14 protein-coding genes are annotated in these 13,473 nt (G+C 51.7%); 7 read left to right on the top strand and 7 right to left on the bottom strand.

The window, feature by feature from the left end:
* Positions 1-26: 26 nt before the first annotated feature.
* Genes OGY07_RS19800 through OGY07_RS19790 form a run of 3 tightly spaced genes read left to right on the top strand, consistent with a single transcriptional unit; the run spans position 27 to position 1,311 of the window.
* A complete protein-coding gene (locus tag OGY07_RS19800; RefSeq protein WP_042286210.1) occupies positions 27-509 on the top strand; it encodes an Hcp family type VI secretion system effector in 483 nt (160 codons plus the stop codon).
* An 11-nt stretch (positions 510-520) separates the two neighbouring features.
* Positions 521-988 (top strand): STM2901 family protein, encoded by a 468-nt coding sequence (locus OGY07_RS19795; RefSeq protein WP_286602665.1) that lies wholly within the window; start codon positions 521-523, stop codon positions 986-988.
* Complete coding sequence (locus OGY07_RS19790; RefSeq protein WP_060569058.1) at positions 988-1,311, top strand: DUF1493 family protein; 324 nt, start codon at positions 988-990, stop codon at positions 1,309-1,311. The genes OGY07_RS19795 and OGY07_RS19790 overlap by 1 nt, the downstream gene beginning before the upstream one ends.
* A gap of 94 nt (positions 1,312-1,405) precedes the next feature.
* Here OGY07_RS19790 and cyoE read toward each other — a convergent pair whose 3' ends face one another.
* The 7 genes from cyoE to OGY07_RS19755 all read right to left on the bottom strand — a co-directional run bounded on the left by cyoE (position 1,406) and on the right by OGY07_RS19755 (position 8,760).
* Positions 1,406-2,296, bottom strand: a complete 891-nt coding sequence (gene cyoE, locus OGY07_RS19785; protein WP_082636756.1) for a heme o synthase — start codon at positions 2,294-2,296, stop codon at positions 1,406-1,408.
* 11 nt (positions 2,297-2,307) lie between these two features.
* Entirely contained in the window at positions 2,308-2,637 is a 330-nt protein-coding gene (locus OGY07_RS19780; RefSeq protein WP_012904838.1) for a cytochrome o ubiquinol oxidase subunit IV, read from the bottom strand.
* Complete coding sequence (locus OGY07_RS19775; RefSeq protein WP_042285929.1) at positions 2,637-3,251, bottom strand: cytochrome o ubiquinol oxidase subunit III; 615 nt, start codon at positions 3,249-3,251, stop codon at positions 2,637-2,639. Before OGY07_RS19775 ends, OGY07_RS19780 begins: the two co-directional genes overlap by 1 nt.
* Positions 3,241-5,232, bottom strand: coding sequence for a cytochrome o ubiquinol oxidase subunit I (gene cyoB, locus OGY07_RS19770; RefSeq protein WP_042285926.1), 1,992 nt, complete (start codon positions 5,230-5,232; stop codon positions 3,241-3,243). The genes OGY07_RS19775 and cyoB overlap by 11 nt, the downstream gene beginning before the upstream one ends.
* 19 nt (positions 5,233-5,251) lie before the next feature.
* Positions 5,252-6,199 (bottom strand): cytochrome o ubiquinol oxidase subunit II, encoded by a 948-nt coding sequence (cyoA, locus tag OGY07_RS19765; protein ID WP_286602659.1) that lies wholly within the window; start codon positions 6,197-6,199, stop codon positions 5,252-5,254.
* A 459-nt stretch (positions 6,200-6,658) separates the two neighbouring features.
* Positions 6,659-8,134 (bottom strand): muropeptide MFS transporter AmpG, encoded by a 1,476-nt coding sequence (gene ampG / locus OGY07_RS19760; RefSeq protein ID WP_181821868.1) that lies wholly within the window; start codon positions 8,132-8,134, stop codon positions 6,659-6,661.
* A gap of 47 nt (positions 8,135-8,181) precedes the next feature.
* Positions 8,182-8,760, bottom strand: a complete 579-nt coding sequence (locus OGY07_RS19755) for a lipoprotein (RefSeq protein ID WP_042285918.1) — start codon at positions 8,758-8,760, stop codon at positions 8,182-8,184.
* A 305-nt stretch (positions 8,761-9,065) separates the two neighbouring features.
* Between OGY07_RS19755 and bolA the strand changes: the two genes are divergently transcribed.
* The 4 genes from bolA (at position 9,066) to clpX (ending at position 13,347) form a co-directional block, all read left to right on the top strand.
* On the top strand, positions 9,066-9,383 hold the full coding sequence (bolA, locus tag OGY07_RS19750; RefSeq protein ID WP_042285914.1) for a transcriptional regulator BolA: 318 nt from the start codon (positions 9,066-9,068) through the stop codon (positions 9,381-9,383).
* A 340-nt stretch (positions 9,384-9,723) separates the two neighbouring features.
* Positions 9,724-11,022, top strand: coding sequence for a trigger factor (gene tig, locus OGY07_RS19745; RefSeq protein WP_042285910.1), 1,299 nt, complete (start codon positions 9,724-9,726; stop codon positions 11,020-11,022).
* Positions 11,023-11,266: 244 nt separating this feature from the next.
* Positions 11,267-11,890, top strand: coding sequence for an ATP-dependent Clp endopeptidase proteolytic subunit ClpP (gene clpP / locus OGY07_RS19740; RefSeq protein WP_003021624.1), 624 nt, complete (start codon positions 11,267-11,269; stop codon positions 11,888-11,890).
* A gap of 182 nt (positions 11,891-12,072) precedes the next feature.
* Entirely contained in the window at positions 12,073-13,347 is a 1,275-nt protein-coding gene (gene clpX, locus OGY07_RS19735) for an ATP-dependent protease ATP-binding subunit ClpX (RefSeq protein ID WP_042285907.1), read from the top strand.
* The last annotated feature ends 126 nt before the right edge of the window (positions 13,348-13,473 follow it).

The following is a 13,473-nucleotide window of genomic DNA, read 5'->3' as shown; positions in this document are numbered from 1 at the left end:
TCATGGAGATGAAGGAGAGAAAGAAAATGGCTATTCCAGGCAATATTTGGATTTATGACGACGGCGGCACGCTCATTAAGGGCGGGTGTGATGTTAAAGGGAGGGAATACAGTATTGAGTTCAAAGGGTTTCACCATAATCTTTCTATACCCACTGATAACGCAACGGGCAAACCCACGGGAACCCGTCAGCACTCCCCAATGATGATCGTTAAGGAGTTTGACTACTCCAGCCCGTATTTATACAAGGCCGTCGCGACAGGGCAGAATTTAAAATCTGCCGAGATACGCTGGTATAAGATTAATGATGCCGGGATGGAGGTGGAGTATTTCAACATGCTGCTTGAAGGTGTGCGCATTGTTTCTGTCTCTCCCACGATGGCGGCGCCTGAAGACCAGAACAACAATCACCTTGAGACAATAGAGTTGCGCTACGAGAAAATCACCTGGAAGCACTGTGATGGAAATATTATCTACAGTGATGCCTGGAACGATCGGCAAACGATCTGACGGAGGCGAGAATGGATACAACGGAAGAAGCGAATGGAACTTACTGGTATCACGGGCACGCTAATGTTACACCTGGTGAACTGTTTGATTTAATATTTGTTGAACAATTAGCTAATGCGTTAGGCATATCTACTGAAGCAACGGCACTGGTACTGCTAGGGCAACCGTTCATTCCTGTAAAAGGAAAACTTTCGGCGGCCACGAATACCCCCGGCACTAGCGTTGCTTCTGTGCTATGCCGTAAGTTGCTACGTGGTGCTCATTTCCCATTTGAGTTAAGACTTAAGGCTCCAATGGGTAAATTTTCAAAGTTGAAAATGGTTCCCACAAATCAAATCGCGACCTTCATTGGCCGGTGGATTCCTTTTGTCGGTCATGCGCAACTTCTGGTGATGTTGTTTGTTGTGACAAGAAATACCCGTAGTCAATACAACCTCATAGCGAGACCTAAAGATCGTATACAGTGGACATCCTTCTAATGAGAAACTTCGAGGCTGAAGTTATTGAATACATTATGGAGAAGTATCCTGTCAGGGAGCATTGGTTTAGGCCTGGTCTGAAGCAAGTGACGAAAGAATGGAATTTAACGGATGATTTTGAGTTTTTACCAGAGGATGCCTATGATTTTTTAGCTGATTTATTTGAACATTTTGGTATCGAGTGTTCAAACTTTGATGGAAGTAATTATATTGTCACAGAATATCCCTTCTGGAAAAAGGAGCCTCCAGAGAGAGAGCTGAAACCACTTACCGTAGAGATGATTATTGAGTCAGCAAAAGTGGGAAAATGGCTTTATGATTGACCTTTGATAAGTGAAGCGCCATCAGGAATACAAGCCGACCACTAAAAAAGGGTGCCGAAGCACCCTTTTCAACGTGAGTTAGCGCAAGGCTGTCTTACCAGACGTAAGTCAGCAGGCTGTGCGAATCCGGCACCATAAAGTCGACGGACATCATTACGCTAAGCGCAGTAATGGCGATGATCGAAAAGCCGAACAGCTTGCGCGCCCAGACGCGATCGTCTTCCACTTTATAGCCGCGCAGCGCCATTCCTAACCACCAGACGCTCACCGCCGCCGCGACCACCAGGTATTTATACCCGGCGTAACCACCCAGCGAGAGCATCAGCGTAGCGATCGCAAAGGCGATGATGTACAGCGTAATGTGGTTTTTCGCCACCGAAATACCTTTCACCACCGGCAGAACCGGGATGTTTGCCGCCTGATAATCCTTAAAGCGGAAAATGGCGATGGCATACGAGTGCGGCATCTGCCACAGGCTAAAAATCGCCAGCAGAATCAGCGCGCCGCTGTCGAAGTCGCCGGTCACGGCGCAGTAGCCAATCACCGGCGGCGCAGCGCCGGAGAGAGAACCAATCAGCGTACCGTAAACAGAATGGCGCTTCATATACAGGCTGTAGACGCCTACATAGACCACAAAGCCCATCACGCCCAGCCAGCAGGCCAGAGGATTCGCGCCAAACCACAGCAGCATGAAGCCAGCAATACCCAGCAGGGTGGCGTACACCAGCGAGACAGCAGGAGAAATCAGGCCCTTAACCAGCACCCGGTTTTTGGTCCTTTCCATCTTCCTGTCGATATCCCTGTCGATGTAGTTGTTAAATACACAACCCGACGCCACAACCAGTGACACCCCAACCAACGTGTAGATAAACAGGGGATAATCAATGCTGCCCTTGGAGGCCAGCAGGAACCCCCCGATCACCGAGATCAGGTTGCCAAAGATGATGCCTGGTTTCGTTACTTGCAGGTATTGCTTAAACATCATAACCGCCGCTCTTAGTGCATCATCATGTTGTAGTTGAGGTTCCACATGATCCAGATGGAACCGACAACCAGGATGGCGATGATCAGCACGGTAAAGACAAAAGCCGTCATGTTCCAGCCTTCATCAGACTTCGTGTTCATGTGCAGGAAGCACACCAGATGCACTAAAATCTGCACCACTGCCATTGCCAGGATTGTCCCCAGAATAACGCCTGGAGAAGCCGCCCCCGTCATCACCATCCAGAACGGGATCACCGTCAGGATGATCGACAGGATAAAGCCTGTCATGTAGGTCTTTACGCTGCCATGGGACGCGCCGCCGTGATCGTTAGAATGACTCATTACATCGCCCCCATCAGATAAACAACAGTGAACACGCAGATCCACACCACATCGAGGAAGTGCCAGAACAGGCTCAGGCACATAATGCGGGTACGGTTAGTACTGGTCAGGCCGCGACGGGCGATTTGCACCATCAGTACCGCCATCCAGATCAGTCCAGAGGTTACGTGCAGGCCGTGGGTACCGACCAGCGCAAAGAACGCCGACAGGAAACCGCTGCGATCCGGACCCATACCGTTAACAATCAGGTGATGGAATTCATAGATTTCCATCCCGATGAACCCGGCGCCAAACAAGAAGGTCAACGCCAGCCAGGAAACCACCTGGCTCTTGTTGTTCTTGTGCATGGCGATCGCCGCCATGCCGTAGGTGATGGAGCTGAATAACAGCAGGAAAGTTTCAACCAGAACGAACGGCAGTTCGAAAATGTCCTTACCCGTCGGGCCACCCGCGGTGCCGTTCACCAGAACGGCATAGGTTGCGAACAGAATCGAGAACAGAATGCAGTCGCTCATCAGGTAGATCCAGAATCCGAAGATTTTGTTCTGACCTGCGTCGTGGTGCCCGTGATCGTGCGCGTGGGCAGTCGCGTGCGTTAAAGTATCAGTTGCCATTTTTCAGCCCTGCCTTAGAAATCTCATCGAAATGCTGGTTTTCCAGTTTTTCGACTTCACGGACTGGTACGTAGTAATCCACGTCCTCGTCAAAGCTCTTCACAATCCAGCTGATGATCATGCCTGCGAAGCTTGCGATTGCCAGCCACCAGATATGCCAGATCATGGCGAAACCGAAGAGGGTTGCGAAGGCGGCAATCACAATGCCCGCACCGCTGTTTTTCGGCATATGAATTTCTTCATACTGCGCAGGCTGTTTGTACGCTTCGCCTTTTTCTTTCATTTCCCAGAAGGCGTCACGCTCGTGAACGTGCGGCACAACGGCAAAGTTATAGAACGGAGGCGGAGAAGAGGTTGCCCACTCCAGCGTACGGCCACCCCACGGGTCACCGGTCAGGTCACGGTTCTGCTCGCGGTCGCGGATAGAAACGTAAATCTGAATAACGAGGCACAGAATACCAATCGCAATCAGCGCCGCACCGACAGCCGCAACCATCAGCATCGGGTGGAACTGCGGATCGATCTGCTGGCTGAGACGACGGGTCATCCCCATGAAGCCCAGCACGTACAGCGGCATGAACGCCACGAAGAAACCGATGATCCAGAACCAGAACGCGCGTTTACCCCAGGTTTCGTTCAGCTTGAAGCCAAACGCTTTCGGCCACCAGTAGGTCATACCGGCGAAGCACCCGAAGACCACGCCGCCGATGATGACGTTATGGAAGTGCGCAATCAGGAACAGACTGTTATGCAGAACGAAGTCCGCGCCCGGTACCGCCAGCAGAACACCGGTCATACCGCCGACCGAGAAGGTCACGATAAAGCCAATCGTCCACAGCATCGCTGAATGGAAGACGATACGGCCCTGATACATGGTGAACAGCCAGTTGAAGATCTTCACCCCGGTCGGGATGGCGATAATCATGGTGGTAATACCGAAGAAGGCGTTGACGTTCGCGCCTGCACCCATAGTAAAGAAGTGGTGCAGCCAAACGATGAACGACAGAACGGTAATACACACTGTCGCCCACACCAGCGAGGTGTAACCAAACAGACGCTTACGGGAGAATGTCGCGGCGATCTCGGAGAACACCCCAAACACCGGCAGGATCAAAATGTACACTTCCGGATGGCCCCAGGCCCAAATCAGGTTGATGTACATCATCATGTTGCCGCCCATATCATTGGTGAAGAAATGGGTGCCCAGATAGCGATCCAGGGTCAGCAGCGCGATGGTCACTGTCAGAATAGGGAACGAGGCGATAATCAGCACGTTGGCGCACAGCGAAGCCCAGGTAAATACCGGCATCTTGAACATCGTCATGCCCGGCGCACGCATCTTCAGAATGGTCACGAAGAAGTTGATACCGGTTAACGTTGTCCCAATACCGGAGAGCTGCAGCGCCCATATCCAGTAATCGACCCCGACGCTTGGACTGTACTCTATTCCCGAAAGCGGCGGATAGGCCAGCCAACCGGTCTGTGCGAATTCACCAACGCCCAGAGAAAGGTTAACCAGGATCACGCCAACAACGGTGAACCAGAAGCTCAGGTTGTTGAGGAACGGGAACGCAACGTCACGCGCGCCGATCTGCAGGGGAACCACCAGGTTCATCAGACCGATAACGAATGGCATGGCCACGAAGAAGATCATGATCACGCCGTGAGCCGTAAAGATCTGGTCGTAGTGGTGCGGCGGCAGGAAACCCGCTTCGCCCGCCGAGGCCAGCGCCTGTTGGCTACGCATCATGATGGCGTCGGCAAAGCCACGCAGTAACATTACGATAGCGACGATGACATACATGATGCCAAGACGTTTGTGGTCAACTGACGTTAGCCACTCTTTCCACAGGTAGGTCCACTTACCGAAGTAAGTGATTAAGCCCAGTAAGGCCAGACCACCGATGATAATGCCAGCAATCGTGACCATGATAATGGGTTCATGGTACGGGACTGCATCCAGTGATAATTTTCCGAACATCGTTTTCTTCCTCGGCCCCTTAGTGAGCGGCTTCCGCGTGGCTCATGTCCATGCCTTCCATCCCTTCGTGCGAGCTGTGCTCACCTTCCGGTTGGGTCATGTCCATGCTCTTGCCGTGAGCCATAAATTTGTTAATGACGTCTTTAAACAAATCCGGTTTCACGTTGGAGAAATATTCCACCTGGTTGTATTCGCTTGGCGCAGCCACTTTCTCGAACGCAGCCATGTCGCGCATGGTGTTCGGAGATTGTTTCGCTTTAGCAACCCATTGGTCGAATGCGGCGCGGTCTGGTGTGGCGATAGCTTTAAACTTCATACCGGAGAAGCCTGGACCGCTATAGCTGGCGGAGATACCGTCATAGGTACCGGCTTCGTTGGCGATCAGGTGCAGACGAGTCTGCATACCGGCCATGGCATAAATCTGGCTACCCAGACGCGGAATAAAGAAGGAGTTCATCACGGAGTTGGAGGTCACTTTGAAGTAAACCGGAGTGTTCGCCGGGAAGGCGATTTCATTCACGGTAGCAATGCCCTGTTCCGGGTAGATGAAGAACCATTTCCAGTCCATGGAAACCACTTCGATGGTAATAGGCTTCTCGTCATGCACCAGCGGTTTGCTTGGCTCAAGAGAGTGAGTGGTTTTCCAGGTAAGTACCGCAAGGAAAATGATGATCAGAATCGGCACCGTCCAGACCACAGCTTCCACTTTATTGGAGTGTGACCAGTTCGGGCTGTACTTCGCATCTTTATTGCTCGCACGATACTTCCAGGCGAAACCAATTGCCATCAAGATTGCAGGGATAACGACAATCAACATCAGGCCAAAGGCCGTCAGTATCAGTGAACGTTGCTCCAGTCCAATCTGTCCTTTGGGATCTAACAGCGCAGAATTACAGCCACTGAGTAATGCAGTGCCTGCAATTAATGACAACCATCCCAAACTTTTATTGTATTTCCTGAGTCTCATTTAACGACCTCAATTCCACGGGACCTGGTGGCGTTTAAAGTGTGTGGGCATTTTACGGGAAGGTTACATTACTGTAAACATCATTGGATCTGTGTTACCGGGTTCTGCCGCACGTGTCACATATGTTGCAAGATATGTCAGTATAGCATTAAGAACCTGTTGCAACATCGCGTTATAACGAAAGGGGACTAAGAGGAAGGGGCGGGAGGGCAATTGGTATAACCAATGCAAAAATAAAACAATTGCTTAACAATTAATTATCAAAAAAGAGACAAACAAAATACAAAAAATAAATGCGCTCAGGCTGAATCGAGTAAGGAAAATAAAATACATTAAAGGCGTCAATAATTTCCAGTTTCTATTGCGCACAAAACAACAAATAATATTTTTCTCAAGTGTTGATTATTTAACCGTTATAATCGCGCAGGGTGATTACAACGGCTAAATAATGTCTGCCACTTACACCAGACGGGTTTTGCGCAGCGCCAGATAATCCAGCACGCCGCCCACGACAACGCCAATGATTGCCACGATCACCGCCACTTCCAGTAGCCCAGCGAGGAAGGTGAAGTTGGACAAGTTCAGCGCATTCATCGTCAGCAGTAACAGCCAGACGCCCAACATCGCGCAGCCCGCCATCAGTATTTTCAGCGCCAGACGGTAAGCAGAACGGAATTCCGTACGCGGCAGGAAGCTTTCGCTCTCTCGCGTGTACTCCAGCGTTTGTTTGCATATCAGCAGCAGAAGCAGACCGGGTAGCGCAGCGACAACGGAGAAGAGATAAAAAGTCGACCAGCCGTGCGCTTCAACAAACCAACCTGCAACCGGGCCGACATACACGCGACCCACAGCAGAAAGCGCGGAAAGAAGCGCAAATTGGGTGGCGGAAAAGGACTTATTGCACAGCGTCATCAACAAGGCGACAAACGCGGATGTCCCCATCCCCCCGCACAGGTTTTCGAAGAATACTGCCGTTGCCATGCTGAACATGTGCTTATCAGTGACCGACAGCAGCCAGTATCCCGCGTTAGAAACCCCTTGCAGGATGCCGAAGATCAGCAACGCGCGGAACAGGGTCAGTCGCTGCATTAATATGCCGCCGTACAGCGCGCCGACGATGGTCGCCAGTAACCCCAGCGTTTTGTTCACCACGCCCACTTCACCGGCGTCAAATCCGACGCCGCGAATCAAAAAGGTCGTCGTCAGGCTCATGGCAAACGCGTCGCCGAGTTTATAAAGGATGATGAGCAGCAAAATCAGCCAGGCGTTGTTACGGCCAAAAAAGTCGCGCAGTGGGGCGGCGACGGCCTGTTCAAGGGTTTTGGGCACCGGAATGGCGTCGGTTGGCTCCGGCGCCAGCAGCGTTGAGATAATGCAGGGAATAAGCAGCGCCGCCATCAGCCAGTACATACCCTGCCAGCCAAGCCAGCGGTCGGCCATCCACAGCGCAAGTCCGCCCGAAACTAACATCCCCAACCGATACCCCAACACGCTGATCGCCGCACCCGCGCCGCGTTCTTCCGCGGCTAAGACGTCTGTTTTCCACGCGTCGAAAACAATGTCCTGCGAGGCGGAACAGAAGGCGATGACGACCGCGAGGGCCGCCATCCAGCGCAACTGGCTGCCAGGCTCAAGGAAACCCATTGCCGCGATGGAGATCAAAAGCAGGATCTGGGTGGTCAGCAGCCAACCGCGACGGCGGCCCAAAAAAGGCGGCGTGTAGCGGTCCATGACCGGCGACCAGAGAAATTTAAAGACGTAAGCCTGACCGACAAGCGAGAAAAAACCGATGGTTTTAAGATCGATATTCTCGACAGTCATCCACGCCTGAAGCGTGCCGGACGTCAGCGCGAGCGGTAAGCCGGAGGCGAACCCTAGCATCAGCAAAATCGCTGATTTTGGTTGCTGAAAAATACGTAAGTAGTGACTGGACATGGGCTCAGAAAACTGACCCGGCGTGAGGCCGGGTCAGGATGCAGATATTAACGTGCGTTTTGCTTGATGAAGTCGTGGACGCTGGTGTCCTGAGACATATCCGCGATGGTGTCGGTCAGCACGCTGTTAACCGCGTTAGCGATATTTTTGTTGGTCGCCGTGAAAGCGCCTTCAACGGAGTAGCTGGCACGATAGTTTTTCGTCATCTTGTTGCCGTTTGCCGCGGTGGCGATGATGGCGATATCGGCTTTGGTGGCGATGTTATAGCGGACGTTGCCCTGGGAGACGTCGGCATACAACTGATTAACAATGATTTGCAGGTTAACCGCACCGTTCGGACCCACCATATATCCGCGCGCGGTCATCTGTTTTTCCAGCACTTCTTGTAACAGGAAGCGCAGATCGCGGGAGGCGGTCAGGGTGACGAGCTGGTTGTCGCGGGTGACTTTCGCCAGCGCCTGATCCGTACGCTGGTCGGCGCCGTTAATACTGACGGTCACGCCCATCAGGCTTGGATCCTGCTGAGGCAGGGTCATTTTCGGGGACACGTCGATGGTGGTCGGCGGCGTCGCGCAGCCTGCCAGCATAAAGATAGCGACTAACGGAAAGAGGATTTTTTTTAACATGTTCGGACTCTCAGTAAATCTTCAGCAGAGAAAGTGAAAAATTCCCGCCATCATAACACCGCTAACGGCGAGGGGAAGTGGGTAACGCATGTAAATTCATCGCGTTGTCCGTTTTATGACTGCATGGAGAACAAACTTCGGCTTTTTGCAATCTCCGGAATGTATAAATCAGTAAACTTCACGAGTTTGACGCTGAAAATCAGACGAAGGCTAAATATTTGTTGTAATGGTGTAATGGAACCGGTAAAAGCGGCTAATATTTAAAGGGATGGGTGACATCTCAGCGTGGTTTGAGGAGATCTTTCATGATGATACGTGAGCAAATAGAAGAAAAATTAAGGGCAGCGTTCCAACCCGTGTTCCTCGAAGTTGTGGATGAGAGTTATCGTCACAATGTCCCGGCAGGTTCCGAAAGCCACTTTAAAGTGGTTCTGGTTAGCGATCGCTTCGCAGGCGAACGGTTTTTAAATCGTCATCGGATGATCTACGGCACATTAACGGCTGAACTGTCCACGACGGTCCACGCGCTGGCGCTGCACACCTACACCATTAAGGAATGGGAAGGGTTGCAGGATACGATTTTTGCGTCACCGCCATGCCGTGGAGCAGGAAGCATCGCCTGAAAACCTATTTGCAACCGCTGGCGCTTTTCCAGTATGTTGCTAATGATTGTGTGAAAACGGCCTGCGGGCCGTTTTATTTTGTCTGAATTTTGTTCTGGTTTGACGGTTTTCAGACCAAAATTAGCCGGGAATTGTGAAAAAAGCCGCAGCAACGCGCAATCACCGTTCTCGACTCATAAAAGTGATGCCGCTATAATGCCGCGTCTATTTGAATGTCTTCGGGATGATTCTGACGACAGGGAATGTGATTGATTATGAGAACATCCCGGTTCCGCGAAGCCAATAATCTGTGCTTGCGGAGTAGAGTTGACCGAGCACTGTGATTTTTTGAGGTAACAAGATGCAAGTTTCAGTTGAAACCACTCAAGGCCTTGGCCGCCGTGTAACGATTACTATCGCTGCTGACAGCATCGAGACCGCTGTGAAAAGCGAGCTGGTCAACGTAGCGAAGAAAGTACGTATTGACGGCTTCCGTAAAGGCAAAGTACCTATGAATGTTGTTGCTCAGCGTTATGGCGCGTCTGTTCGCCAGGATGTTCTGGGCGACCTGATGAGCCGCAACTTCGTTGATGCGATCATCAAAGAAAAAATCAATCCGGCTGGCGCGCCGAACTACGTTCCGGGCGAATACAAGCTGGGTGAAGACTTCACCTATTCTGTAGAATTTGAAGTCTATCCGGAAGTTGAACTGACGGGTCTGGACGCTATCGAAGTTGAAAAACCGGTGGTTGAAGTGACCGACGCTGACGTTGACGTCATGCTGGACACCCTGCGCAAGCAGCAGGCGACCTGGAAAGACAAAGACGGCGCTGCTGATGCAGAAGATCGCGTGACCATCGACTTCACCGGTTCTGTAGACGGCGAAGAATTCGAAGGCGGAAAAGCGTCTGACTTCGTCCTGGCAATGGGTCAGGGACGTATGATCCCGGGCTTTGAAGACGGTATCAAAGGTCACAAAGCCGGTGAAGAATTCACCATTGACGTCACCTTCCCGGAAGAATACCACGCTGAAAACCTGAAAGGTAAAGCCGCGAAGTTCGCGATCAACCTGAAGAAAGTGGAAGAGCGCGAGCTGCCGGAACTGACTGAAGAATTCATCAAGCGTTTCGGCGTTGAAGATGGTTCCGTTGCTGGTCTGCGTACCGAAGTGCGCAAGAACATGGAGCGCGAACTGAAAGGCGCTGTACGTAACCGTGTTAAATCTCAGGCCATCGAAGGTCTGGTGAAAGCGAACGACATTGACGTTCCTTCCGCTCTGATCGACAGCGAAATCGACGTACTGCGTCGCCAGGCTGCTCAGCGTTTCGGCGGCAACGAGAAACAAGCGCTGGAACTGCCGCGCGAACTGTTCGAAGAACAGGCTAAACGCCGCGTCGTTGTTGGCCTGCTGCTGGGCGAAGTGATTCGCACTAACGAGCTGAAAGCTGACGAAGAGCGCGTAAAAGGTCTGATCGAAGAGATGGCTTCTGCGTACGAAGATCCGAAAGAAGTGATCGAGTTCTACAGCAAAAACAAAGAGCTGATGGACAACATGCGTAACGTTGCGCTGGAAGAGCAGGCTGTTGAAGCCGTTCTGGCGAAAGCGAAAGTGACTGAAAAAGCCACAACGTTCAACGAGCTGATGAACCAGCAGGCGTAATTTCGCGCTATCGCGTGACATTCGCACAAGGACCCGTCACCCTCTGGTGGCGGGTCTTTTTTTTGCCGGACCTTTTGCAGCGAGAGGGCGAAAAAGCGTTTTTCGGTGTTAGCGTTAAAGCAAAAGATTGTTATGCTTGAATTATAGCGATGCCGTACCCATAACAGAGGGACTAGCTGATAATCCGTCCATAAGGTTACAATCGGTACAGCAGGTTTTTTCAAATTTTATCCAGGAGACGGAAATGTCATACAGCGGCGAACGAGATAACTTTGCACCCCATATGGCGCTGGTGCCGATGGTCATTGAACAGACCTCACGCGGTGAGCGCTCATTTGATATCTATTCTCGTCTACTTAAGGAACGCGTCATTTTTCTGACCGGCCAGGTCGAAGACCATATGGCTAACCTGATTGTGGCGCAGATGCTGTTCCTGGAAGCGGAAAACCCGGAAAAAGATATCTACCTGTATATTAACTCCCCAGGCGGCGTGATTACCGCAGGGATGTCTATTTACGACACTATGCAGTTTATCAAGCCAGACGTCAGCACCATTTGTATGGGGCAGGCGGCATCTATGGGCGCGTTCCTGCTGACCGCAGGGGCGAAAGGTAAACGCTTCTGTCTGCCGAATTCTCGCGTCATGATCCACCAGCCGCTGGGCGGCTATCAGGGCCAGGCGACGGACATCGAAATTCATGCTCGTGAAATTTTAAAAGTGAAAGGGCGCATGAATGAACTTATGGCGCACCATACGGGTCAATCTCTTGAGCAGATTGAACGCGATACAGAGCGTGACCGCTTCCTCTCTGCTTCCGAAGCGGTAGAGTACGGCTTAGTCGACTCGATTTTGACCCATCGTAATTGATGCCCCGGGCGCAAGCGTGCCGCGACACTCATCATTCTACGGGCGTTTGCCTCATGTAGCGTGGATGATTTTGTGTATATACTAATGAAAGGCGGCACAACGCGACTAAGCGACTTGCGCCTGAGAATGGCATTTTGCGTCGTCGTGTGCGGCACAAAGAACAAAGAAAGAGGTTTTAACTCATGACAGATAAACGCAAAGATGGCTCGGGCAAACTGTTGTACTGCTCTTTTTGCGGCAAAAGCCAGCATGAAGTGCGTAAGCTTATAGCCGGTCCATCGGTGTATATCTGCGACGAATGCGTCGATTTATGTAACGACATCATTCGCGAAGAAATTAAAGAAGTGGCGCCGCACCGCGAACGCAGCGCATTGCCGACGCCGCATGAAATTCGCAACCATCTTGACGATTATGTTATCGGCCAGGAACAGGCGAAAAAAGTGCTGGCGGTTGCGGTCTACAACCACTACAAACGTCTGCGCAACGGCGACACCAGTAACGGCGTCGAGTTGGGTAAAAGTAACATTCTGCTGATCGGTCCCACCGGTTCCGGTAAAACGCTGCTGGCCGAAACGCTGGCGCGCCTGCTGGATGTTCCGTTCACCATGGCGGATGCCACCACCCTGACCGAAGCCGGTTATGTGGGGGAAGACGTTGAGAACATTATTCAGAAGCTGCTGCAGAAGTGTGATTACGACGTGCAGAAAGCTCAGCGGGGTATCGTCTATATCGATGAAATCGACAAGATTTCCCGTAAATCTGACAACCCGTCCATCACCCGTGACGTTTCCGGCGAAGGCGTGCAGCAGGCGCTGCTGAAGCTGATCGAAGGGACCGTCGCCGCGGTTCCGCCGCAGGGCGGACGCAAACATCCTCAGCAGGAGTTTCTGCAGGTTGATACCTCGAAAATCCTGTTTATCTGCGGCGGCGCGTTCGCGGGGCTGGATAAAGTGATCGCGAACCGTGTTGAAACCGGCTCTGGTATTGGTTTTGGCGCGACGGTGAAAGGCAAATCCGACAAAGCCAGCGAAGGTGAGCTGCTTTCTCAGGTCGAACCGGAAGATTTGATTAAGTTCGGGTTGATCCCGGAGTTCATCGGTCGTCTGCCGGTCGTGGCAACGCTGAGCGAACTGAGCGAAGAAGCGCTGATTCAGATCCTCAAAGAGCCGAAAAATGCCCTGACCAAACAGTATCAGGCGCTGTTTAACCTGGAAGGCGTGGATCTGGAATTCCGTGACGAAGCACTGGATGCTATCGCCAGGAAAGCGATGGCGCGTAAAACAGGCGCCCGTGGTCTGCGTTCCATCGTTGAAGCCGCGCTGCTCGACACCATGTACGATCTGCCTTCTATGGAAGACGTCGAGAAAGTGGTGATTGACGAGTCGGTCATCGGCGGTCAAAGCAAGCCGTTACTGATCTACGGCAAGCCGGAAGCGCAGCAGGCATCTGGCGAATAATTAGCCAAAAGATACAACTGGTTAATCAAAAAGGGGGGATTTTATCTCCCCTTTTATTTTTCCTGAATCCTGCCGTTGAATGTCTGGGAAACATCCCCATATACTGACATACATGTTAAAGGTGAG

The organism is Citrobacter sp. Cs237, from assembly GCF_030332325.1.
Taxonomy (GTDB): Bacteria; Pseudomonadota; Gammaproteobacteria; order Enterobacterales; family Enterobacteriaceae; genus Citrobacter_A; species Citrobacter_A sedlakii.
Note: the sequence above shows the minus strand (reverse complement) of the source record. Positions and strands in the feature narration are given on the sequence as shown.